The sequence below is a fragment of the Duganella sp. sic0402 genome, from assembly GCF_019219065.1.
Taxonomy (GTDB): Bacteria; Pseudomonadota; Gammaproteobacteria; order Burkholderiales; family Burkholderiaceae_D; genus Rugamonas.
This window is the reverse complement of sequence record NZ_JAHUWK010000010.1, coordinates 16,664-39,454: the sequence shown is the minus strand read 5'-3', so window position 1 is coordinate 39,454 and position 22,791 is coordinate 16,664. Positions and strand designations below refer to the sequence as shown.

Annotated in this window: 17 protein-coding genes and 1 tRNA gene; 13 read left to right on the top strand and 5 right to left on the bottom strand. The window is 62.6% G+C overall.

Annotated features, from left to right (window positions below):
- Window positions 1-79: 79 nt before the first annotated feature.
- Window positions 80-1,723, top strand: a complete 1,644-nt coding sequence (locus tag KW842_RS21225; protein ID WP_218306121.1) for a M28 family metallopeptidase — start codon at window positions 80-82, stop codon at window positions 1,721-1,723.
- Window positions 1,724-1,824: 101 nt separating this feature from the next.
- A complete protein-coding gene (locus tag KW842_RS21220; protein WP_218306120.1) occupies window positions 1,825-4,596 on the top strand; it encodes a pitrilysin family protein in 2,772 nt (923 codons plus the stop codon).
- 39 nt (window positions 4,597-4,635) lie between these two features.
- Here the strand turns inward: KW842_RS21220 and KW842_RS21215 are convergent, their stop codons facing one another.
- Window positions 4,636-6,573, bottom strand: a complete 1,938-nt coding sequence (locus tag KW842_RS21215; protein ID WP_218306119.1) for a prolyl oligopeptidase family serine peptidase — start codon at window positions 6,571-6,573, stop codon at window positions 4,636-4,638.
- Between the two features lie 116 nt (window positions 6,574-6,689).
- On the opposite strand from KW842_RS21215, the gene KW842_RS21210 reads away from it, so the two are divergent.
- From KW842_RS21210 to KW842_RS21185, 6 genes are read left to right on the top strand one after another with little or no spacing between them, the layout of a single operon-like run.
- On the top strand, window positions 6,690-7,136 hold the full coding sequence (locus tag KW842_RS21210; protein WP_229223830.1) for a MarR family winged helix-turn-helix transcriptional regulator: 447 nt from the start codon (window positions 6,690-6,692) through the stop codon (window positions 7,134-7,136).
- Complete coding sequence (locus KW842_RS21205) at window positions 7,133-9,172, top strand: FUSC family protein (RefSeq protein WP_218306118.1); 2,040 nt, start codon at window positions 7,133-7,135, stop codon at window positions 9,170-9,172. Before KW842_RS21210 ends, KW842_RS21205 begins: the two co-directional genes overlap by 4 nt.
- A complete protein-coding gene (locus KW842_RS21200) occupies window positions 9,169-9,375 on the top strand; it encodes a DUF1656 domain-containing protein (RefSeq protein WP_218306117.1) in 207 nt (68 codons plus the stop codon). Before KW842_RS21205 ends, KW842_RS21200 begins: the two co-directional genes overlap by 4 nt.
- 2 nt (window positions 9,376-9,377) lie before the next feature.
- Complete coding sequence (locus KW842_RS21195; RefSeq protein WP_218306116.1) at window positions 9,378-10,256, top strand: HlyD family secretion protein; 879 nt, start codon at window positions 9,378-9,380, stop codon at window positions 10,254-10,256.
- A gap of 12 nt (window positions 10,257-10,268) precedes the next feature.
- Window positions 10,269-11,693 (top strand): efflux transporter outer membrane subunit, encoded by a 1,425-nt coding sequence (locus KW842_RS21190; RefSeq protein ID WP_218306115.1) that lies wholly within the window; start codon window positions 10,269-10,271, stop codon window positions 11,691-11,693.
- A 41-nt stretch (window positions 11,694-11,734) separates the two neighbouring features.
- Window positions 11,735-12,271, top strand: a complete 537-nt coding sequence (locus KW842_RS21185; RefSeq protein ID WP_229223829.1) for a DUF2058 domain-containing protein — start codon at window positions 11,735-11,737, stop codon at window positions 12,269-12,271.
- 4 nt (window positions 12,272-12,275) lie between these two features.
- Here KW842_RS21185 and KW842_RS21180 read toward each other — a convergent pair whose 3' ends face one another.
- Both KW842_RS21180 and yegQ read right to left on the bottom strand, forming a co-directional pair.
- Entirely contained in the window at window positions 12,276-13,139 is an 864-nt protein-coding gene (locus KW842_RS21180) for a CAP domain-containing protein (protein ID WP_218306114.1), read from the bottom strand.
- A 70-nt stretch (window positions 13,140-13,209) separates the two neighbouring features.
- Window positions 13,210-14,565, bottom strand: a complete 1,356-nt coding sequence (yegQ, locus tag KW842_RS21175) for a tRNA 5-hydroxyuridine modification protein YegQ (protein WP_218306113.1) — start codon at window positions 14,563-14,565, stop codon at window positions 13,210-13,212.
- 172 nt (window positions 14,566-14,737) lie between these two features.
- Between yegQ and KW842_RS21170 the strand changes: the two genes are divergently transcribed.
- On the top strand, window positions 14,738-15,442 hold the full coding sequence (locus KW842_RS21170) for a DOPA 4,5-dioxygenase family protein (RefSeq protein ID WP_218306112.1): 705 nt from the start codon (window positions 14,738-14,740) through the stop codon (window positions 15,440-15,442).
- Between the two features lie 23 nt (window positions 15,443-15,465).
- On the opposite strand, the gene KW842_RS21165 is transcribed toward KW842_RS21170, so the two are convergent.
- Entirely contained in the window at window positions 15,466-17,247 is a 1,782-nt protein-coding gene (locus KW842_RS21165) for a DUF885 family protein (protein WP_218306111.1), read from the bottom strand.
- Between the two features lie 198 nt (window positions 17,248-17,445).
- Here KW842_RS21165 and KW842_RS21160 point away from each other — a divergent pair, with 198 nt between their 5' ends.
- The gene (locus KW842_RS21160; RefSeq protein WP_218306110.1) at window positions 17,446-20,061 is read left to right on the top strand and encodes a BACON domain-containing protein; all 2,616 of its coding nucleotides are present in this window, start codon (window positions 17,446-17,448) and stop codon (window positions 20,059-20,061) included.
- 103 nt (window positions 20,062-20,164) lie between these two features.
- Here KW842_RS21160 and KW842_RS21155 read toward each other — a convergent pair.
- Window positions 20,165-20,240: transfer RNA gene (locus tag KW842_RS21155), tRNA-Phe, on the bottom strand.
- A 77-nt stretch (window positions 20,241-20,317) separates the two neighbouring features.
- Between KW842_RS21155 and KW842_RS21150 the strand changes: the two genes are divergently transcribed.
- Genes KW842_RS21150 through KW842_RS21140 form a run of 3 tightly spaced genes read left to right on the top strand, consistent with a single transcriptional unit; the run spans window position 20,318 to window position 22,790 of the window.
- On the top strand, window positions 20,318-21,538 hold the full coding sequence (locus KW842_RS21150) for an FAD-dependent monooxygenase (protein WP_218306109.1): 1,221 nt from the start codon (window positions 20,318-20,320) through the stop codon (window positions 21,536-21,538).
- A 21-nt stretch (window positions 21,539-21,559) separates the two neighbouring features.
- A complete protein-coding gene (locus KW842_RS21145; protein ID WP_218306108.1) occupies window positions 21,560-22,288 on the top strand; it encodes a DsbC family protein in 729 nt (242 codons plus the stop codon).
- A 43-nt stretch (window positions 22,289-22,331) separates the two neighbouring features.
- Window positions 22,332-22,790: a (2Fe-2S)-binding protein gene (locus tag KW842_RS21140; RefSeq protein ID WP_218306107.1), complete on the top strand. Its 459-nt coding sequence runs from the start codon at window positions 22,332-22,334 to the stop codon at window positions 22,788-22,790.
- Window position 22,791: the final 1 nt, after the last annotated feature.

The window sequence follows — 22,791 nt, the reverse complement described above, 5'->3', positions numbered from 1 at the left end:
TGACATTGTCGTCAAGATTGATTCGTGGCAGTATGGTTTTTTCACGTATTTGTTGAGGGAGATCAGATTGAAAAAAACCATGCTCGCGCTTTCGCTGATGGCCGCTTTTGCCACGCACGGCGCTCATGCCGCCGCTCCGGAATTTGACGCCAAGCGTTTGTCGCAGGACGTCAAAGTGCTGTCCTCGGACGAGTTTGAAGGCCGCGGCCCGAATACTGCCGGTGAAACCAAGACCGTCAACTACCTGATCGAACAATTCAAGGCTGCCGGCCTGCAACCGGGCGGCGATGTGGTCAAGGGCCAGCGCAGCTGGACCCAGGATGTGCCGCTGGGCCGTTTTGAAATCAAGGGGCCGGTGACGCTGAGCGTCAGCGACGGCAAGACCGTGCAGCCGCTCAAGCAGGGCGATGACCTGGCGGTGCGCGCCGCCATGACCGGCGCCAAGCTGATCGATTTCAAGAACGCGCCGCTGGTGTTCGTCGGCTACGGCGTGACCGCGCCGGAACGCAACTGGGACGATTTCAAGGGCCAGGATCTGAAGGGCAAGCTGGCGGTGGTGCTGATCAACGACCCGGACTTCGAGACTGGCGAGGGCGAGTTCGGCGGCAAGGCCATGACTTATTACGGCCGCTGGACCTACAAATATGAAGAGATGGCGCGCCGTGGCGCGCTGGGCACCATCATCGTGCATGAAACCGCGCCGGCGTCGTACGGCTGGAACACGGTGAAGAACTCCAACACCAACGTCATGTACGACATCGTGCGCAAAAAACCAGCGGAAGCGCACGCGCCGATGGAAGCCTGGATACAGCGCGACCTGGCGGTAGACCTGTTCAAGCGCGGCGGCCTGGATTTCGAGGCACTGAAGAAGCAGGCGCAAACGCGTGACTTCAAACCGGCCGAACTGAAAGGCATTACGCTGTCGGCCAACTACGCGGTGGACGCGCAGGTGATCGTGTCGAAGAACGTGGCCGCGCGCGTGGCCGGTGCCAAGTCGCCCAAGGAAACCGTGATCTATAGCGGCCACTGGGACCACCTGGGTGTAGGCCTGCCGGACGCCAAGGGCGACAAGATCTACAACGGCGCGGTCGACAACGGCACCGGCATCGCCGCGCTGCTGGAACTGGCGCGCGCCTACGGCAAGGCGCCGAAGCCGGCGCGCAGCGTGGTGTTCCTGGCGGTGACCGCGGAAGAGAAAGGCCTGCTGGGCTCAGAGTACTATTCCGCCAATCCACTGTACCCGCTGGCCACCACGGTTGGCGTGATCAATATGGATGCCCTGAGTCCGAACGGCGTGGCGCGCAATTTCACCATCTCCGGCAGTGCCAAGCTCGATCTGCTCGACCAGCTGATCGCCAAGGCCAAGCAGTGGAACCTGGTGTACTCGCCTGATCCGAAACCGGAGGCTGGCCACTTCTTCCGTTCTGACCACTTCCCGTTCGCCAAACGCGGTGTGCCGGCCATCTCGTATGGATCGGGCAACGACCTGCTTGATGGCGGCTCGGAAGCTGGCCGCAAAATCGAAGCGGCCTATGTGACCAACAACTACCACCAGCCGTCGGACGAGTGGAGCGCCGAGTGGAGCTTCGCCGGCATGGCGCACGATCTCGGCATGCTGTACTCGCTGGGCCGCGACCTGGCGGACTCGAAAACCTGGCCGAACTGGTCCAAGGATGCCGAGTTCCGTGCGGCGCGCGACGCATCTGCTGCTCAACGGAAATAAAAATTCGCAAAATTGCTTAATTCTTAATAGAATGGTGAGGCGCCGGCAGCAATGCCCGGCGCCTTTTTTGCAGGTTGAAACTTCTTTTTTGGAGATACCGCATGACCATATCTATCCGCCGTAGCGCGATCGCGCTGGCGATTGCAGTGCTGTCCACCGGCGCGCTGCATGCCGCCGAAGCGGTGAAAACGGCCGCCAAGGCCGACATCGCCATTCCCGATATCCCGTACACCAAGTTTGTGCTGAAAAACGGCCTGACCCTGCTGGTCCACGAGGACCACAAGACGCCGGTGGTGGCGGTGAACACCTGGTATCACGTCGGCTCCAAAAACGAAAAGCCGGGCAAGACCGGCTTCGCCCACCTGTTTGAACACCTGATGTTCAGCGGCAGCGACAACTTCAACCAGACCTATATCAATGCGCTGGAGCGCATCGGCGCGACGGATCTCAACGGCACCACCAACACTGACCGCACCAACTACTTCCAAAACGTGCCGACCTCGATGCTGGACTATGTGCTGTTCGCCGAGAGCGACCGCATGGGCCACCTGCTGGGCGTGCTGGATCAGAAAAAACTCGATTTGCAACGCGGCGTGGTGCAGAACGAAAAACGCCAGGGCGAAAACCGTCCGTATGGCGTGACCCGCACGCTGCTGAGCGAGAATACCTGGCCGGCCGGCCACCCGTATTCGTGGACCACGATCGGCTCGATGGCCGACCTGGACGCGGCTTCCATGACGGACGTGCAGGAATGGTTCAAGACCAACTACGGTCCGAATAATGTGACGCTGGTGCTGGCTGGCGACATCACGCCGGAACAGGCGCGCGCCAAGGTGGAGAAATACTACGGTGATATTCCACCGGGGCCGCCGCTGGCCAAACAGCAGCAATGGATCGCCAAGCGTATCGGCACCCATCGCAGCACGGTGCAGGACCGCGTGCCGCAGGCGCGCGTCTACCGCGTATGGAATGTGCCCGGCGCGCATACGGCCACCGAGCCGCTGCTGGACCTGGCGGCGCAAGTGCTGGGCGGTGGCCGGACCTCGCGCTATTACAAGCGTCTGGTGGTCAAGGACCAATTGGCGACCGACGCCAGCGCCAGCAACTACAGCTCGGAAATCGCCGGCCAGTTCTATTCGATCGTGACTGCACGTCCAGGCGGCGATGTCGCCAAGCTGGAACGCGCGGCGGATGAAGAACTGCAGGCGCTGGTCAAGTCCGGCCCGACCGCAGCGGAGCTGGAGCTGGCCAAGACCACCATCCTGGCGCGCTACACCCGCATCGTTGAGCGCATCGGCGGCTTTGGCGGCAAGAGCGATCTGCTGGCGAGCTGCACCACCTTCACCGGCAATCCGGACTGCTACAAGGACTATCTGAAAGCCGTCAAGGCGGCGACGCCGGCCCAGGTCAAACAGGCGCTGCAAGCCTGGCTGACCGATGGCGACTATGTGCTGGAAGTGCAGCCGTATCCGACCAACCTGGCCGCCAGCGGCAAGCTGGATCGCAGCCAGCCGCCAGCACTGGGCAAGCCGGAGGCGCTGAACCTGCCGCCGATGCAGAAAGCCACGCTGTCCAACGGCCTGAAGGTCGTGCTGGCAGAGCGCCGCGCCGCGCCGCTGGTGAATTTCTCGCTGATCGTCGATGCTGGCTATGCTTCGGACAGCGCTAAAACCGAAGGCCTGGCCAGCCTGACCGGCAGCATGCTGGACGAGGGCACCACCAGCCGCAGTGCGGCTGCCATCAGCGAGGCGTTTGCATCGCTGGGTGCGGAGTTCTCCGTCGGTACCTCGCTCGACAGCGTTACCGTCAGCCTCAACACGCTCAAGGCCACCCTGCCGAAAGCGCTGGACGTGTACGCCGACGTGGTGCAGCATCCGGCCTTCGCGCAGAATGAACTGGAGCGGCTGAAGAAAAACCGCCTGGCCGCCATCGCGCGCGAGAAAAATTCGCCGACCGAAATGGGCATGCGCGTGCTGCCTAAGCTGGTATATGGCGAGGGACACGCTTACTCCTTGCCGCTCAGCGGCAGCGGTAGCGAGGCGGCCGTCGGCAGCCTGCGACGCGAAGATCTGGTCAACTACCACCAGGCCTGGTTCAAACCGAATAACGCCACGCTGCTGGTGGTGGGCGACACCACGCTGGCCGAAGTGGTGCCGCTGCTGGAGAAAGCCTTCGCCGGCTGGAAGCCGGGCGCCGCGCCGCAGAAAAACATCGCGACCGTCGCGGCCGGTGAAAAACCGCTGGTCTACCTGCTGGACAAGCCGGGCGCGCAGCAGAGCGTGATCTATGCGGCGCAGCTGGCGTCGCCGCGCAATGCGCCGGATGAGGTGGAACTGGGCGTGGTGAACAATGTCTTCGGCGGCAATTTCAGCTCGCGCATCAATATGAATCTGCGCGAAGACAAGCACTGGTCGTACGGCGTCAGCGCCTTCCTGCTGCCGTCGGTGGGCCAGCGCCTGTACATGAGCACTTCGCCAGTGCAGACCGACAAGACCAAGGAAGCGCTGCAGGAGCTGGTGAAGGAGTACGGCAATATCGCTGGCGCCAAGCCGATCAGCGCGACCGAACTGTCGGACGCCAAGACCAACCAGACCCTGCGCCTGCCAGGCTCGTTTGAAACCGCGTCGCAGCTGTCCGGCTACTACGGCAACATCATCCGCTACAAGCTGCCGGAAGACTACTACAACACCTTCACCGGCAAGGTGCTGGCGCTGACGCCGGAACAGGCCAATGCGCTGGCCGCACGCAGCATCACGCCTAACCGTCTGGTATGGCTGGTGGTGGGTGATATGGGCAAGGTGGAAGCCGGTGTGCGTTCGCTGAACCTGGGCGAAGTGCGCAAGATCGACGCCGACGGCAAACTGCTGCCGTAACTGTTGTGTTGAAGGGCCGGGCGATGCCCGGCCTTTTTCTTATTTGCCGATCTGCTTGCCGAGAAACGCCTCGATGCGGCGCCACAGGTCGATGCGGTTCTTCTGGGTCTTCTCGTCTTCCACATCCGGCGCGTATTCCAGCCACTCCACCTGCGGATTGCCGGCGGCCAGCGCCGTGTAGAACTTGCGTCCATCGCTGAAGGGCACGCGGCCGTCTTGCTTGCCATACGCCAGCAGCACCGGCTGCTTGATGCGCGCCACGTTGTACAGCGGTGAGGCCTCTTTTAGCTGCGCCGCATCGGTCTTGGGATCACCAATGGCAGCGCGCAGCTGTGGCAATGCGCGCTGGTCGGCGATGCCATCCCAATTGCGCTCGAACATCGCGCCCAGGTCGGTGATGCCGGACCAGCTGGCGCCGCACTTGAACAATGCCGGATCACGCGCCAGTCCCATCATGGCCGCATAGCCGCCATAACCTCCGCCGATGATGCAGACACGCGACGGATCGGTATAGCCGTTCTGTGCCGACCATTTGACGGCATCGGCAATATCGTCCTGGATGGCGCGTCCCCATTGCCTGGCGCCTGCCGCCACATGCGCACGGCCGAAACCATCCGTTCCGCGCGGTTGCGGTTGCAGCACCACGTAGCCGCGCGAAGCCAGGAACTGCACCTCGGCGCTCCACTCCCAGAAGCCGGTGCGCTGCCATGGCCTGTCGCTGACCAGCACCACCGTTGGCCCCGGCTTTTTGCCATGCAGGTTGGGGAAGGTGACGTAGACCGGTATCTTCATGCCGTCGCGCGCCGGATAGCGTTCCATCGCCATTTGCCCCATGCGATCGGGGTCCATGTCGGGACGCGACGTGCCCAGGCGCAGCAGCTTCTTGCTACTGCGGTTATACAGGAAGTAGATGTGATCCTGAATGTCGCGATGAGCGTCGATCAGCACATACGATGTTTCGGTGTGGCCGCCGGTGCCCAAGGTGTTCAGCGTGCCGGGCAACAGGTCGTCGACTTCTTTCTGCAATAGCTTCATGTCCGCATCGAACCACACCGTGGTTTCGGTATCGGTGTTGACACGGTAGCCCAGCATTTTTTTGTCGTCCACCACGAAGTAGCCATCGGCGTCGAATTCCGGCACGGAGATCATCGGCGTGTCGGCCAGCGCATTTTTTTGCAGGTCGTAGCGATAGATGGCGGCTTCGTTCTTGCCCTGGTAGGCGCGCACGTACAGCGTGCCGTCCAGGTAGAGCACCGGCTGGAAGGCCTCAGGCGCCAGCGGATCGAAGGAGGCCAGCTCGCGCCAGCTGTTTTCCTGTTTGATGAACACCACTTCCTTGCCGCTGCGGCGCGCCACGGCGACGCGCACCTCGCCCGCAGGATCTGTCAGCCATTTGTAAGTGCCGCCTGGCGCGCGGATGTCGGTCAGCATGCCGTTGCGGGTGTTGATACGGCTCAGTGTTTGCTCCTCATCGGGGTGACGAACGATGACGAGCATCCCGTCCTCCTTACGGGTGGGGAAGCCGTTGATGGTCGCCTTGGCCAGGTAGGTATTGCTGGCGTAGTCGCTGTCGGCAAAGGCACGCGGCTGGTTGATGGTGTAGGACAGACCGGCGACATCCTTGCCGTCGCGGTCCACCGCATATAGACCGGGCTTGCCGATGTCGCCACCGTCATCGACATTGTGGACCGTGAAGGCCAGCCGCTTATCGTTCAGCCAGTAGAAGTAGCTGACGTCGGCATTGCGGTAATTGGCGATGACCTTTTTCTCGCGCGTGTCGGCATCCATCACCACCAGCATGCTGCGTCCTGCCGGCGACATCATGCGCAGCGCGACATGGCGGCCGTCGGGGGAGATGCTGGCGCCAGTGGTGGCCGGCTTCTGGAAGAATTTTTCAAGCGCGATTGGCGCCTCATCGGCGGCGTGCAGCGTGCAGCTTGCAAGCAAGCCGGCGAGCGAAGTGAAGGTCAGTTTCATGGGCGTGGAAACAATGCGTAAAAACTAACGATACCGCAGTTCTTAGGCACTGCCCAGCAAAGTTTTTCGTTTGATGCTAATATTTAGCATCCTAAGTATATTTGAATGAGCCCGAGATGAGCTACGACAAAACGCTGATGACCTTGACCCACACGCTGATCCACGTGGCGCGCTCCTATAAAGGCGCGGCTGACGCGCTGACGGCCGACTTCGAGCTGTCGCACGCCAGCGCCTGGCCGGTGCTGATGATCTCGCGCCTCGGCGATGGCGTGCGTCCTGGCCAGGTGGCGGACGCGGTGGGCATCGAGCCGCCGTCGCTGGTGCGCATCATCGATCAGTTAGTGGCGGCCGGCCTGGTGCTGCGCCAGGACGATCCGAGCGACCGGCGCGCCAAGACGCTGTCGCTGACCGCCTCCGGCAAAAAGATCGCCGAACGGCTGGAAAAAGCACTGGCGCCGTTCCGCCGCGACCTGTTCAAGGGCATGCCGCAGGCCGATGTGGAAGCTACCGTACGCGTGCTGACCCGGCTGGATCAGGTGCTGGCGGAGCGCAGCGCATCATGAACGCGCCCAAAATGAGCGAGATGCTGTTCTCGCTCAAATGTTTTATGGCGTCGATGCTGGCGCTGTATGTATCGCTGGCGGCCGGTCTGCCGCGCCCCTTCTGGGCGATGATGACCGCGTATATCGTCGCCAGCCCGTTTTCCGGCGCGGTGCGTTCCAAGGCGCTGTTCCGCGTCTGCGGCACGCTGATCGGCAGCGCCGCCACCATCGTCATGGTGCCGCGCATGGCGAATGCGCCAGAGTTGTTGTCGCTGGCGCTGGCCTGCTGGGTGGGCCTGTGCCTGTATATCTCGCTGCTGGACCGCACGCCGCGTTCCTATATCTTCATGCTGGCCGGTTACACGGCGGGCCTGATCGGCTTCCCGGCCGTGACCGATCCGGGCGCCATCTTCGACACCGGCCTGGCGCGGGTGGAGGAAATCACCATCGGCATTTTGTCCGCCACGGTGGTGCATTCGCTGTTCTTCCCGCAGGGCGTGGGGCCGGTGCTGCTGGGGCGCCTGGACCGCGCCATCGCCGACGCGCAGCGCTGGATGAGCGATGTGCTCAAGCCCGGCGCGGCCAAGCCGCACAATACCCACACGCGGCTGGCGCTGGCCGGCGAGATCAGCGAGCTGCGGGTGATGTCGACCCATCTGCCGTTCGATACCTCGCAACTGCGCTGGACCGCCGGCATGGTGCACGGCCTGCACGACCGCCTGAGTGTGATGGTGCCGCTGCTGCTGGCGGTGGAAGACCGCCTGAATACGCTGCGCGAAGTCGATCCGGACAGCCTGGCGCCTTGGACCCGGCTGCTGGCCGACGTTGCCGGCTGGGTGGCCGCCGGGCGTGACGCCGATCCCGCCCGTGCCGCGCAACTGCGCGCCGAACTGGCGCAGTTGCAGCCGGCGCTGGCCGCCAACGCCAGCTGGAGCGAGATCCTGCGCCTGAACCTGGCGCAGCGGCTGGATGCGCTGATCGAAGCCTGCGAGGACGGCCTGGAACTGCGCAGCAACGTCAGCGCGGTCATGCAAGGCGGCGCGGCAGCTTACACGCCGCATCTGACGGCGACCGTGCTGCACCGCGACCACGGCATGGCGCTGCGCTCCGCGCTGGCGACGGTGATCACCATCCTGGTGTGCTGCGCGTTCTGGATATTGAGCGGCTGGCAGTCAGGCGCCGCCGCACCGATGATGGCCGGTGTTGCATGCTGTTTCTTCGCCACCCAGGACAACCCGGTACCGCTGATACGCATGTTCGTCAAATGGACGGTGATCTCGATGCCGGTGGCGGCGTTCTACATCCTGTTCGTGCTGCCGGCTGTGCATAGCTATGAAATGCTGGTGCTGACGCTGGCGCCGGTATTCCTGACCGGCGGCGTGTTCATGCCGCGCCCCGCCACGGCCGGCAGTTCGCTGGCCTTTTTGATCGGCGTGGCCGGCACCTTGTCCCTGCAGGACACCGGCACGCTGGACATTCCCAGCTTCCTGAACAGCATGGTGGCGCAGCTGTTCGGCTTTATCGCCGCCGCCGTCATCACCAGCCTGATACGCACCGTGGGCGGCGACTGGATGGCGCGCCGTATGCTGCGCACCGCACGCCGCGAGGTTGCGCAGATGGCGAATGCGGTTTCCCGCGAGCCGCTGCTGAAAATCTCGGCGCGCATGGTGGACCGCATAGGCCTGCTGATGCCGCGCCTGGCCACCGCCCATCCGACGCCGGAAGCGCGTGCGGTGGCGGTGGACGGCTTGCGCGAGCTGCGCGTTGGGCTGCATGTGGCGCAGCTGTGCGGCATGCAGCAGCCGCTGGAGCAGGGCGGCGTGACGCTGCGTCCGTTGCTGGCAAAGCTGGGCAGCTATTTCGGCAGCGGTGGCCACACCCATGGCCTTGCGCCAGCCAGCTTGCTGGATGGGCTGGACAGCACGCTACGCGCCGTATGCGCGGCACCCGCCGGCGTCACCGGCGCTGCGCGGGCACAAGCCGCTGCTGCATTGGCCAGCATGCGGCGCGACCTGTTCCCGCGTGCCGCCGCTTATCAACCGGAGACTGCATCATGACCGCTGAATTAAGTTTATACGGGCTTTATGTCCCCACTTTGCTACTGCTGTCCATTTTCGCGCTGATCTGCACGCGCGTGCTGGGCAGGCTGCTGATGCGGGTTGGCTTTTACCGTCTGGTATGGCACCCCGCGCTGTTTGAATTTGCGCTGTTCTTCATTTTGCTGGGCAGCTTCTCAACACTCTTGACCCAACGAGGCTAAACATGAACCTCAAAAATATACTGATGGCCACTGGCCGTTTTGCCGTCACCATGCTGGCGGTGGTTGTCGCCGCCGCATTGGCCTGGCGCCTGTGGCAGCACTACGAAGTCGAGCCTTGGACGCGCGACGGCCGCGTCAAGGCGGACGTGGTGCAGGTGGCGCCGGATGTCACCGGCCAGGTTACCGCCGTGCTGGTACACGACAACCAGCAGGTAAAAGCAGGCCAGGTGCTGTTTGAAGTCGACCGCGCACGCTTCGAGTTGGCCTTGCGCCAGGCCGAAGCGGCATTGCAGGCGCAACGCGCCACGCTGGAACAGGCGCAGAAGGAAGCGCGCCGCAATAACGATCTGCGCGACCTGGTGTCGATGGAAACGCGCGAGCAGGGTTCGTCGCGCGTCGATCAACTGCGCGCTGCGCTGGCACAAGCGGTGGTGGCACGCGATGTGGCCAAGCTGAATCTGGACCGTACGCGCATCGTCTCGCCGGTCAACGGCACGATCTCCAACCTGGACTTGCGCATGGGTTCCTATGTCAGTGCCGGCCATGCAGTGATGGCGCTGATCGACAGTGACTCGTATTACGTCGAAGGCTATTTCGAGGAAACCAAGCTGCCCGCGATTCAGGTTGGCGATGCGGTCGTGGTGCTGCCGATGGGTGAGTCGCTGCGCCTCGGCGGCCATGTGGAAAGCCTGTCTGGGGGCGTCGCGGACCGCGACCGTACCACCTCGTCGAATCTGCTCTCCAGCGTCAACCCGACCTTCAACTGGGTACGCCTGGCGCAACGCATCCCGGTCCGCATCAAGCTGGACGCGTTGCCGTCCGGCGCACGCCTGGTCGCCGGTCAGACTGTGACGGTGGATGTGCAGGCTAAGCATTCCTGAACGGAGCAGACCATGAACTCACTAAAATTCCTCAGCGGGCTGGCGCTTGCCGCCGCGCTGGCGGCGTGCAGTACCGTCGGCCCCAATTACAAAATACCTGAACAGGCTGCGGTCAAGCGTCCTGCAGCTGCTGCGCCCTTCCTCGGTGTGCAGGAAGCGGCCTATCAGCAGGCTCCATTGCCTGCGCACTGGTGGCGCCTGTACGACGACCCGGTGCTCGACCAGCTGATCCAGAAGGCGCTGGCCGCCAACACCGATTTGCGCGTGGCCGCCGCCAACCTGGCGCGTACCAGAGCCGTGCTGGATCAGGCGGAGGAAGAACGCAGGCCGGAGGTCAGCTTCAGCGCCGCGCCGGGCGTCGGCCGTTCGTCTGGTGTTCCGGTTGGTTCCAAGACCGCGCTGCCGGACAAGTTCAATTACGACGCAGGCATCCGCGTCTCCTACCAGACCGATATGTTCGGCAAGATAGCGCGCGCCGTGGAAGCAGCCAGCGCAGATACGCAAGCCGCGCAGGCGGCGGTGGATGTGGTGCGTGTGACGGTGGCCGCTGATACCGCACGCGCCTATGCCGACGCCTGTTCCGCAACGCGCCAGATTAGCGTGGCGCAGCAGGCGGTGGATTTGCAGCAAAAGTTTGTCAGCCTCACCGACCAGCGCACCCACGCTGGCCGTGGTACTGCCATCGACGGCGCGCGCGCGCGCAGCCAGCTGGCGCAACTCCAGGCCGCGCTGCCACCGCTGCAAGCGCAGCACCGCACCGCGCACTATCGCCTGGCCGCGTTGACTGGCCAGACGCCGGCTGAAATGAATATGCATCTGCTGCAATGCGAGGCCGCGCCGCGCCTGACCACGCAGATTCCGGTTGGCGATGGCGCCGCGCTGCTGCGCCGCCGCCCCGATATCCGCCAGGCGGAGCGCAACCTGGCCGCCGCCACCGCGCGCATCGGCGTGGCGACGGCTGATCTGTATCCGAACATCAGTCTCGGCGCATCGGTTGGCAGTACCGGCCTGCTGGATCACTTCGGCGCCGGCAACGCATTCCGCTGGAGCCTGGGACCGTTGATATCGTGGACGCTTCCCGACACCGGCGCCGCACGCAGCCGTATCGCCCAGGCCGAAGCCGGCACCGAAGGCGCACTGGCCAGATTTGATGGCACGGTGCTTAACGCGCTGAAGGAAGTGGAAAGCGCGATGACCATTTATGCTCGTGAGCTGGACCGCAACGCCGCACTGAAAACCGCGCGCGACGAAAGTGCGCTGGCGTCGCAGCAGTCGCACCAGCTGTACGATTACGGCCGTATCGATTTCCTGTCGGTGCTGGACGCCGACCGCACGCTGGCGGCGACCGACGCCGCCTGGGCTGCCTCCGACGCTGCGCTGGCTTCCGATCAGATCGCGCTGTTCCTGGCGCTGGGCGGCGGCTGGGAGCGGCCATAAGAGTGGTATGCTACTGCCTTCGTTGAAAAGGAGTGAGCATCATGGGACTGGCAGACCAGTTGTTAAAGGCCGGTTTGGTCGACAAGAAAAAAGTCAAAGTCGTCCATCAGACCAAGGGCAAGCAGGAAAAGGATAATCGCCGCACGGGCGTGGAAACGGTGGACGAGGTCAAACTGGCGGCGCAGGAGCAGCAGCGCCAGAACGCTGAAAAAGCCCGTCAGGCCAACGCCCAGCGTGACGCCGCTGCGCAGCAGAAAGCCATCGCCGCGCAGATCACGCAGATGGTGCAGCAGAATAAGCAGAGCAAGGGAAATAACGGCGACGTCGCCTATAACTTCACCTTCGGCACCAAGATCGAACGCATCTACATTACCGCCGCAGTACGCGAACACCTGGTCGCTGGCCGACTGGTAATTGTGGGCGAGGGCGGTGGTTACGAGCTGGTGCCGCGCGTGATCGCCGACAAGATCGCCGAGCGTAATCCGGAAATCGTGGTGCGCGTCAAGCAGGCCAGCACCGAGGTGGACGAGGACGATCCATACGCCGCCTTCCAGATCCCTGACGATTTGATGTGGTAAGACCTTATTGGCGCGGCTTGCCGAAAGCCTGCGTCCAGTAAATCACGCCGCTGCGCTGCTCCGGCGTGACCGCATAGGCTGCGCCCATTTCGGTGAAGTCACGGTTCATGATGTTGCTGCAATGTCCGGGGCTGGCAAGCCAGCCTTCCAACACTTCCTGCGGCGTGTATGAGCCAAAGGCGATGTTTTCGCCGATGCGCGTCCAGCTATAGCCGGCGCGGCGCGCGCGATCGCCGACAACGCTGCCGTCTTTTCCCACGTGGTTGAAATAGCGCTTGGCCGCCATGTTGCTGCTGTGCGCCAGTGCAGCTTCGCCCAGTTGTTCATTCCAGCGTAGCGGTGGGGCAGGTGGAAACGCCTGGCTGCCGCATACCTGGCCCGCCGCGCGCGCCGCGTTCACGCCTTCCAGTATCAGCTTGCCTGCATCCTGCCAGGCCGGAAAAGTGGTGGAGGGCAGGGGCGGTGCAGGATGCGCCAGCACCACCGTCCACTCGGCGCCGGTGCGCGAGACGCCGATGTCGCTGTAGTCCTCGCTCAGCAGCGTGCGGCAAAAGCGTGGCTGGATGGCGGCCATCACATCCTTGGGCGTTTGCACACCGCTGATCGAAATTGCATTTGACTTGCTGTTGGCGTAGCCAGCGTTTTCCAGCGCCGCCGAGAGAATGGTGCCAGGCCTGATGCGTATCGACGCCAGCGCCGGCTGGGATGTCAGTTGCGGCGCCGCTGGTGCAGCTTCGCCCTGGCATTCGCCGGGGGCGGCGCGGAAGGCGTTGATCATCGCCGTCAGCTCTTCCGTATCTGACGGCGCGGCGGCGATGGCCGCACCAGCCAGGCATGGCGCGGCCATCAACAATAATAATTTGGACAAGTTTGCTCCGCTGGGGCGACGACGTGATCGTTCATCTTGTCACATCGCCGCCTGCGCCGCAACGCTGGCGTTACAGGTAGCGCGCCAGCAGCGCACGGTCCAGCGACGCATCGAGCGCGATGCGCACAATGTGGCCGCTGCCCGGCGCCACGCTGATCTCTGCGCCGTCATCGTTCAGCATGCGCGTCAGTTCGATATCGCGGTTGCCTTGCGGGTGAATGACTTCCAGCTTGTCGCCGACAGCGAAACGGTTTTTCACCTCCACGCGCGCCCAGCCGTCGCTGACGCTCAGCACATCGCCGATGTACTGGCTGCGGTTGGCCTCCGACGCACCGCGCATATAGTTCTGGTAGCTCTGCGTGTGGTGGCGCTGGTAGAAGCCATCGGTATAGCCGCGATTGGCCAGCCCTTGCAACTGGCCCAGCAGGTCGACATTGAATGCGCGGCCAGCCACCGCATCGTCTATCGCCTGGCGATAGACCTGCGCCGTGCGCGCTGCGTAGTACAGCGACTTGGTGCGGCCCTCCACCTTCAGCGAATTGACGCCGATTTTCACCAGCCGTTCGATATGCTCGACCGCGCGCAAATCCTTGGAGTTCATGATGTAGGTGCCGTGTTCATCTTCCATGATCGGCATCAGCTGGCCCGGACGCTCGGCTTCCTCGATCAGATAGGCCTGATCTGCCAGCGGATGGCGCGGCTGCTGGTGCAGCGACGAGAACGGACGTTGTTCGGCTTCCTGCAGGGCTTTCTGGAATTGCAGCGGAATGACTTTGGCGAAGTCGCCGGTCGCATCTTCCTCGGCGTTCTGTACCTTGTAGTCCCAGCGGCAGGAGTTGGTGCAAGTACCCTGATTGGGATCGCGGTGGTTGAAGTAGCCGGACAACAGGCAGCGGCCCGAATAGGCGATGCACAGTGCGCCGTGCACAAACACTTCCAGTTCCATTTCCGGACACTGCTGGCGGATCTCTTCGATTTCATCCAGCGACAGTTCGCGCGACAGGATCACCCGCGTCAGTCCCATGCGGTGCCAGAATTTGACGTCCGCCCAGTTGACCGCGTTGGCCTGCACCGACAGGTGCACCGGCACCTCCGGCCATTTGTCGCGCACCATCATGATCAGGCCGGGATCGGCCATGATCAGCGCATCCGGTTTCATATTGATCACCGGTTCCATGTCGCGCAGATAGGTTTTCAGCTTGGCGTTGTGGGCGAAGATATTACTGGCGACGAAAAACAGCTTGCCGCGCGCGTGCGCGCCCTCGATGCCTTCTTGCAGCGCTTGCAGGGTGGAGAAGTCGTTGTTACGCACGCGCAGGCTATAGCGTGGCTGGCCGGCGTAGACGGCGTCGGCGCCAAAGTCGAAGGCGGCGTGCATTTTGTCGAGCGAACCGGCGGGCAGGAGGAGTTCGGGAGCTTTAAGCATACTTTGCGGGCAAAGTGGTGGATTCTAGGGAGCTTGTCGAGTCCAGGCTTTGCGCCAGATCAAAAATCCCCGCATATTGTGCTGATAAAAATGTCATAAACAAGCGCGAAAGGATTCGTTTTCTCCCTCTGCCTGAGTGGTTATTCTGGCCGAAACAAGGGGAGAACCAGTCATGAACGCAGCAAAACAAGCACCCGAAGCAGAACTCAACGATCAGGAATGGGCTGACTTGCTGTCGCCCGCACGGCGCGGCGTCCTGGCGGCGGCGCTGGCCGCCGGCGGCTTAAGCGCCAACGCGCTGGCGCAGCAAGCAACGCCGTCCGCCGCTACGCCCGGCCCGGCGCCGACACCGCGCCGCCGGCCCAATGGCGAAAGCCCATGGGGCTATGAGACCTATAGGGAAGCGACGCCGCGCCCGGCCAGCGTGCGGCCCGGCGAGCAGCACCTGCCTAGGGAGCCGCGTCCCTACACCGACATCGAGAGCTATCACGCCCACATCTACTTCGACGAAGACACGTACGAAAAAGCCGCGCTGCTGCGCAAGTGGACGGCCGAGCGTTTCAAGGTTGAACTGGGCAACTGGAACCACGAGCCGCGTGGGCCGCACGTCACGCCGTCGTTCTACTTCGGCTTCAGCAACGACCTGCTGCCGGTGATCGTGCCCTGGCTACAGCTGAACAGCCTGGGGCTGACCATCCTGCTGCATCCGAACACCGACGATCCACGCGCCGACCACCTGTATTACACGCTGTGGGTCAATCGCTCGCAGCCGGTGAACGCCTATGCGATGAAGAAACCGGGGCCGGGCGAGGACCGCGTTGAGCAGATTTATCCGAACACGCGGCCGTCGGTGAAGATAGAGACAGGCCGGGCCTGAGGCTGGACCCGGCAAGTGCTGCCTTAAGCCTTCTTCTGCGTTGCGATCCAGCGGTTGACCGCAGCGTCGAGCACGTCGAGCGGCACCGAGCCGTGCGACAGCACTTCGTTGTGGAAGGCGCGCAAATCAAACGCCGGGCCGAGCGCCTTTTCAGCGCGGGCGCGCAGCTCACGCAATTTTAGTTCGCCGATCTTGTAGCTCAGCGCCTGGCCTGGCACGGCGATATAGCGTTCGACTTCCTGGACTGCCGTCACTTCATCCTGCGGCACATTGTCCTTGAAGTAGGCGATCGCCTGTTCGCGGGTCCAGCCTTTGGCGTGGATGCCGGTATCCACCACCAGGCGCACGCCGCGCCAGACTTCCGCCGTCAGGCGACCAACCCATTGCCACGGATCGTCATACATGCCGATTTCCTGGCCCAGCATTTCGCTGTACAGGCCCCAGCCTTCGGAAAAAGCGGTGCTGCTGCCGAAGCGGCGGAAGGCCGGCAGGCCGGTGGTTTCCTGCGCCAGGCTGCGCTCGAAGTGGTGGCCGGGGATCGCCTCGTGCAGGAAGAAGGCGTTGGAGGTGAAGCGGGTACGCGTCTCCGGCTTGTAGGCGTTGTAATAGAAGATGCCGGGGCGCTTGCCGTCGACCGAGCCGCGCTGATAGGAGGCCGGTGCGGCGCTCACTTCGCGGAATGCCTCGACCGGGCGGATCTCGAACGGCGCCTTCGGCACTTGCGCAAACAGCTGATCGACCTTGGCTTCCACGCGCGGACGCAGCGCCTCGTAGGCGGCCTGGATTTCTTCGCGCGTCTTGAAGCGCAATTCCGGGGCGGTGTTCAGGTAATCGAAGAATTCGCGCAGCGTGCCTTTGAAGCCGACGCGTACCTTGGCTTCCTCAAACTGGGCGCGGATGCGCGCCACTTCGCGCAGGCCGATGTCGTGAATCTCCGCCGGCGTCAGCTCGGTGGTAGTCGAGCGGCGCGCCTGGAAGGCGTACCAGTCCTGACCGCCGGGCAGAGCGCCGATGCCGGCGGTGTCGCGGCCGGCTGGCAGATAGGCGTCGCGCATGAAGGCCAGCAGCTTGCGGTTGGCCGGCGCAAGTTGCTCGCGCACCAGTTTGCCGTAGGCATCGGTCAGGCGCGCCTTGTCGGCGTCGCTGAACGAGGATGGGAATTTCCGCACCGGCTGCATATAGCTGCTTTTCGCCAGATCGTCAGTGCCGACGTTTTCCAGCTGCGGCAGCACGCGGCTGATCAGCGCCTTGGGCATGACGATGCCTTGCTGGATGCCGGTGCGCATATCGGCAATCATGTCATCCACTGCCGGCGCATAGCCGGCTGCGCGTTTCAGCCAGTTGTCGTAGTCCTGCACCGTCTGGAACGGTTGCGCCGAGGTGCCGGAGCCGAGCTGGGTCATGGTCAGATGCAGGCCGGAGAACTGGTCGGCGGGCATCAGGTTGGATGGGAAGCGCAAGCCGTCCAGCACCTGTTGCAAACGATAGCGCAGCAGGTCATAGCTGATGCGGTCTTCCGGCGGCAGTGGCGACGGATCGAATGCGGCGCTACGCGCCAGGTATTTTTCCGCCAGCGCGCGGCTTTGCGCACGGTCTTCGGCCGAGGTGACGGCGCCGAAGCGGTCGTTGTAGCGCTGGTCGCCGTTGAAGGTCGCGGCGATCGGGTTTTCCCGCAAATAGTCTTCCCAGTAATCAGCGTACAGCTGGTTCATTTTTTCCGGTGTGGCAGGCACTTTCACTTGAGCGAAGGCGGGCAGGGCGGCGCACAGCAGGGTGCACAGCAGCAGCGGCAGAGGGCGGGTCATGTGTTCCTTTCGTGATCGACAACCTTGAAAGGATAGCATGCGGTGGCGGGGGAATATGCCTCCTCACAATGAAACTTGAATCATGTTTCTTTACTGATATTTACATTCGCGCGGTAAAATTGTCATTTTTGGAATTCTCAAGGGAATATATTGTTTACGTACAAAATCAGTCAGCTGCGGTATCTTGCGGCGATAGGATTGTCATCGCTGCTGGTGGCATGTGGTGGTGGCGGTGGCGGCGCATCTGGTTCTGGCGGATCAACCTCCGACCCGGCGCCTGGCTTTTCAGTCAGCATAGACCGTACCCAGCTGCGGTTCACCGGCGATGAAGGCAGTGTGATCCAGCCGCAGATCATTTCGGGGACCGGCAGCGGTAGCAATGTGCCGAATTCGGCCTACTTTGGCGGCCAGGATATGGGCACCGCCATCGACCGCGTCGAAGCCCGTATCAATGGTGCGCAGGCGCAGTTTTATGTGTATCCGAAAACGCAGCTCGCGGCAGGGGAATACTCCGGCACGCTGAAGCTGTCGATGTGCGCCGATACACAGTGCGCACAACACTTCAAAGGTTCGCCGGTTGACGTAGCCTATACCGTCAGCATCGCCAAGGGCTTGAAAGCCTCGCCGTCCAGCATCGACTTGCGCGCTGCAGGCGGAGCCAAGGCATCCGCCTCGGTGAATGTACAACTGCCGGGCGGCGTGAGCAGTTTTTCCGCCACGTCCAATGCCAGCTGGCTGCAGGTGTCGAGTATCACGTCCGGCAGCATGACGGTGACCGCTTCGGCGAAGGCGCCAGGCACGTATAGCGCGCAGTTGACGGTCAGCGCGGGCAGTCGCCAAGTCTTCTTGCCAGTCACGTACACCGTCACCACAGATCCTTCGGCAGTCAACAGCATCACGCCGGACCGCGCCAGCCTCGACTTTTCCGCGCCCACCGGCTACGCCAGCGGCGGCCAGCAATTAACAGTGGCGCTGCCGGCGTGGACCCAGGCGCTGACCACCAGCGTGCAATACCGTAGCAACGAAAACGGCTGGCTGTCCGTGACGTCCGGCGCGAATGGCGCCGTCAGCGTGACTGCTTCGGCCGCGAATCTGCGCCCCGGCGTGTATCAGGCCAATCTGGTGCTGAGTGGCGGCGCCGACGTTCTACCGGTGACTGTTCCTGTCACGCTGAATGTGCTGGCGGCAGACTGGAATGTTTCCGGCACGTCGACCATCACGGTTGACGCGGCCAGTACCTCCAGCGTGTTGACCGGCCAGATCAGCATCGACGTACCGAACCTGCCGGTGCAAGCCTGGCAGGCCAGCAGTAATGCCGGCTGGTTGCAGCTGTCGCGTACCAGCGGTTCGCTGCGCACCGATAAACTGGGCGTGACGGTGAACGTCGCGGAAATGCTGAAGCTGGCCAACTACCGCACCCACACGGCCTACATCACCTTGAGCCTGGCCAGCGGCAAAATTGCCGTCACCAAGTTCAGCGTCACGCTGAACAAAAAGCTGCCTGAACTGAGCTACATCAGTCCGCATACCCGCCTGGCTGGCGAGGCTGGCAACTACATCGTGCGTGGCCGCGGCTTTGACGCGATTACCAATCTGAGCCAGGTGCTGCGCGCGACCGGCGTCACGCCTGCCAGCATTGTGCGCGTCAACGACACGCAATTGGAACTGAGCCTGCCGGCGACGCAGAGCGACACTAGCTTCACGCTGTCCAGCAATCTGGGCGACACGGCAGGCACGGTGACGCTGAAGACGGTAACGCAGCCAGCCATTGCTTACGCTGCGGTGGCGGCGCAGGGCAGCAAAGGCGGCCTGGTATTTGATCCCGAACACCAGGCAGTGTTTACGGTGAATAAAACCCTGGGTTCACTGATGCGCTTTAGCCGAAGCGGCAGCAGCTGGGCTGTCAGCAGCGTGCCGGTGACCGGCGCCGATGCGGTAGCGATCTCCCCGGACGGCAAGAGCCTGATCGTCACCGTTACCACCGGTTTGATCAAGCTGTTCGATCCAGCCACGCTGGCCGAAAAAGGCAGCTTCAAAGCTGGTGGCGTCTATGGCGAAACATTGAACAGTCTGCCGCGCATCGCGGTGCGCAATGACGGAAAAGTGCTGTTTGCCGGCTCATCGGGCACGGAAGAGGGCAGCGGCTATATGGCGTATTTTGACCTGGTCAGCCAAAGCTTCGGGAATATCGGTGGCGCCTATGCTTTTGGCTGGGCGGTGGCGTCCGGTGATGGGGCGCACATTAATATCGTGCAATCGTCAAGTTACTCTCCGCAGCCTCCGATGGTGTCCATGGACAGCAGTGACCTGGTGGCGAAAGTGGCTCCCGGTGGCTTGAACTTCTGGTACGAGGGCGCGCAAAGCCTGCGCGGCGAGCGCTTTGCGGAAGGCACTTATCGCGTGTGGGACCGCGATTTCAATATCGTCGGCAAGGTGGTGATTCCAGACACCGCGTACTTCGGACGCACGCCAGTCTTCTCGCCGGATGGCAAGCGGCTGTATGTGATGGCGTATGACAGTAGTGGACTGTATGAGGGAACGACCAGCAAGCCGCGCGTCTATGTATTTGACAGCAGCACGCGCATGGTGACCAGCACCGACCTGCCGCTATTGGGCTTCTTTGAGCTGCAGGATTACCCGACCTGCACCAGCAGCGCTTACGGATGCGAAACGCGTGCACTGGGTACGATTAGCCCGGATGGCAAGACCTTGTTCTTCCTCGGTGACGCCGGCCTGATTTCGGCGCCGATTCCGGCGTTGTCGGGACGTGCGGCCGCCGCCATGCGTCGACTGGCTTTGCCGCCATCTCGCTAAGCCAGCGATAAAAATAAAACCCCGGAAGCCAAGGAAACTTCCGGGGTTTTATTTTGGGGCAACCATAAAAAACGCCACCCGAAGGTGGCGTTTTCTGAATTCTTGGTGGCCCGGGGCGGAATCGAACCACCGACACAAGGATTTTCAATCCTCTGCTCTACCAACTGAGCTACCAGGCCAAGGAGCAGAATTATAGCATGTGGATGAGAAAGCGCAAGGGGCAATTTCTATTTCATACAAACGCTATAATGGACGGATGAATAAGCCCACCTCTCCCGCGGCGCTGCGCGTGATCGAAAGTGATATTTGCATAGTTGGCAATGGCGCGATTGCCAAGACCGCTGCGCTGGGCCTGGCCCAGGCCGGCCTGAGTGTGACTTTGCTGGGACCGCCAACGCCGCCGGCCAAGCCTGCGGCCGCCGATCAGGGATGGGACGCGCGCGTTTACGCGCTGAATCACACGGCTTACCATCTGCTGTCCTCTTATAAAGTGTGGGATGCGCTGGACCACAGCCGCGTGGCCCCGGTCGATGCGATGCTGGTTCATGGCGACGGCCCGCATGCCGGCGGTCTGGCGTTCGACGCTTATGGCGCCCATACCAATACCCTGACCTGGATACTCGAAGACCGCAACCTGAATCAGGCGCTGGACGCCGCGCTGCGCTTCGCCCAGAACGTGAAGACGGTCGCCGGCCGCGCCATTGGCCTGCTGCGCGACGCCGACAGCGCCACTGTGCAGCTGGATGATGGCGGCAGTATCAAGGCGGCGCTGGTGGTCGGTGCCGACGGCGCCCAGTCGTGGGTGCGCGGCCAGTGCGACATCGGCCTGGATTACCGCAGCTATAACCAGCGCGCCGTAGTGTCGAATTTTGCATGTGAATTGCCGCATCACGGCGCGGCACACCAGTGGTTCACCGGTGCCGAAGGCATCGTCGCCTTGCTGCCGCTGCCGGGGAATAAGGTGTCGCTGGTATGGTCGGCGCCGGAACAGCTGGCCGATACGCTGCGTGCCGAGTCGGCGCAGCAGATCGCCGACCGGCTGGCCGTGTTCGCGCAGGAGAAGCTGGGCGCACTGACGCCATTGCAGCCGGAACTGGTGCGCGACTTCCCGCTGCGCCTGATCCGCCCGCACGCGATGGTCGCACAGCGCGTGGCGCTGATCGGCGACGCCGCCCACGTGGTGCATCCGCTGGCCGGCCACGGTATGAACCTCGGCTTTGGCGATGTGGCGCAGCTGATCAAGACGCTGTCTGAACGCGAGCCGCAGCGCGCCATCGGCGACGACCGCGTGCTGGCCCGCTATGCGCGCGCGCGCAAGGAAGATGTGCTGCTGATGCAGGTCACCACCGACGGCCTGGCGCGCCTGTTCGAGACCGATATCGAGCCGCTGCGCGTGGTGCGCAATTTGGGATTAAACTTGTTGGATAAATTACCTGTGCTGAAGCGCCGCCTCATCTCACACGCGATGGGCAAGTAATCAGTATTTACCGGAGAAGTTATGAGAAAGACCAAGATCGCTTTACTGTCGTTGTCCGTGCTGATGGCATCCTGCGTGGGTGCGCAAAACCCGCCTAGCCCGGAGGCGATCAAGAAGCTGATCGAGCCGCGCCTCGGCGAGAACGTCAAGGTGGATTCGGTGACCGAGACCCCGTACAGCGGCCTGTATGAAGTGCGCATCGGCAGTGACATTCTGTATACCGATAAAACCGCAACCTATCTGGTGAATGGCCATATCTTCAATCTGAAAACCGGCGCCGATCTGACCCGCGAACGCATTGAAGAACTCACCAAGATCAAATTCTCCGATCTGCCGCTGGACAAGGCGATCAAGTCAGTCAAGGGCGATGGTTCGCGTGTGATCGCGGTGTTTGAAGATCCTAACTGCGGCTACTGCAAGCGCCTGCGCCAGACCACGCTGAAGGAAACCGACAACGTCACCATCTATACCTTCATGTACAACATCCTGTCGGATGATTCGTTCACCAAATCGAAGAACGTGTGGTGCGCGCCGGACCGCCAGAAGGCCTGGGACGACTGGATGTTGAACGGCAAAGTGCCTGCCACCGCTGCCGCATCGTGCGAATCGCCGAATGATGAAATACTGGCGCTGGGCCGCAAGCTGGGCATCCAGGGCACGCCGGCGATCTTCTTCGCAGACGGCTCGCGCATTCCGGGCGCCATCGATAGCAAGTCGCTGGAAGAGAAGTTCAGCAAGCTCAAAAAATAAAAGCTCCGTAGCCAACCACAGTAGCCAAAACAGGGAGACTTGAATGATTACCTTGAACGTCAATGGTAAAGATGTACAGGTGGACGCTGATCCGTCGACGCCCATCCTGTGGGCATTGCGCGATAACCTGAACATGACCGGCACCAAGTTCGGTTGCGGCATGGCGCTGTGCGGCGCCTGCACGGTGCACCTGGGCGGCCAGCCGATCCGCTCCTGCGTGACGCCGATTTCGGCGGCTGAAGGACAGAAGATCACCACCATCGAAGCGATGGAAACCGATAAGGTGGGCAAGGCCGTGCAGGACGCGTGGGTGAAGATCGACGTGCCGCAATGCGGCTACTGCCAGAGCGGCCAGATCATGAGCGCCACCGCGCTGCTGCGCACTAACAAGAATCCATCGGACGCCGATATAGACAACGCCATGGCCGGCAATATCTGCCGCTGCGGCACGTATCAGCGCATTCGCTCCGCCATCAAAGACGCTGCCAAAGCGATCGCCTGAG

Excerpts from the sequence above, each read along its gene's own strand:
- KW842_RS21170 (WP_218306112.1), top strand. The coding sequence starts at position 14,738 with ATGAACGCAGCAAAACAAGCACCCGAAGCAGAACTCAACGATCAGGAA.
- KW842_RS21165 (WP_218306111.1), bottom strand. The coding sequence starts at position 17,247 with ATGACCCGCCCTCTGCCGCTGCTGCTGTGCACCCTGCTGTGCGCCGCC.
- KW842_RS21195 (WP_218306116.1), top strand. The coding sequence starts at position 9,378 with ATGAACCTCAAAAATATACTGATGGCCACTGGCCGTTTTGCCGTCACC.
- KW842_RS21225 (WP_218306121.1), top strand. The coding sequence starts at position 80 with ATGCTCGCGCTTTCGCTGATGGCCGCTTTTGCCACGCACGGCGCTCAT.
- KW842_RS21220 (WP_218306120.1), top strand. The coding sequence starts at position 1,825 with ATGACCATATCTATCCGCCGTAGCGCGATCGCGCTGGCGATTGCAGTG.
- yegQ (WP_218306113.1), bottom strand. The coding sequence starts at position 14,565 with ATGCTTAAAGCTCCCGAACTCCTCCTGCCCGCCGGTTCGCTCGACAAA.
- KW842_RS21205 (WP_218306118.1), top strand. The coding sequence starts at position 7,133 with ATGAACGCGCCCAAAATGAGCGAGATGCTGTTCTCGCTCAAATGTTTT.
- KW842_RS21145 (WP_218306108.1), top strand. The coding sequence starts at position 21,560 with ATGAGAAAGACCAAGATCGCTTTACTGTCGTTGTCCGTGCTGATGGCA.
- KW842_RS21215 (WP_218306119.1), bottom strand. The coding sequence starts at position 6,573 with ATGAAACTGACCTTCACTTCGCTCGCCGGCTTGCTTGCAAGCTGCACG.
- KW842_RS21190 (WP_218306115.1), top strand. The coding sequence starts at position 10,269 with ATGAACTCACTAAAATTCCTCAGCGGGCTGGCGCTTGCCGCCGCGCTG.
- KW842_RS21150 (WP_218306109.1), top strand. The coding sequence starts at position 20,318 with ATGAATAAGCCCACCTCTCCCGCGGCGCTGCGCGTGATCGAAAGTGAT.
- KW842_RS21140 (WP_218306107.1), top strand. The coding sequence starts at position 22,332 with ATGATTACCTTGAACGTCAATGGTAAAGATGTACAGGTGGACGCTGAT.
- KW842_RS21200 (WP_218306117.1), top strand. The coding sequence starts at position 9,169 with ATGACCGCTGAATTAAGTTTATACGGGCTTTATGTCCCCACTTTGCTA.
- KW842_RS21210 (WP_229223830.1), top strand. The coding sequence starts at position 6,690 with ATGAGCTACGACAAAACGCTGATGACCTTGACCCACACGCTGATCCAC.
- KW842_RS21185 (WP_229223829.1), top strand. The coding sequence starts at position 11,735 with ATGGGACTGGCAGACCAGTTGTTAAAGGCCGGTTTGGTCGACAAGAAA.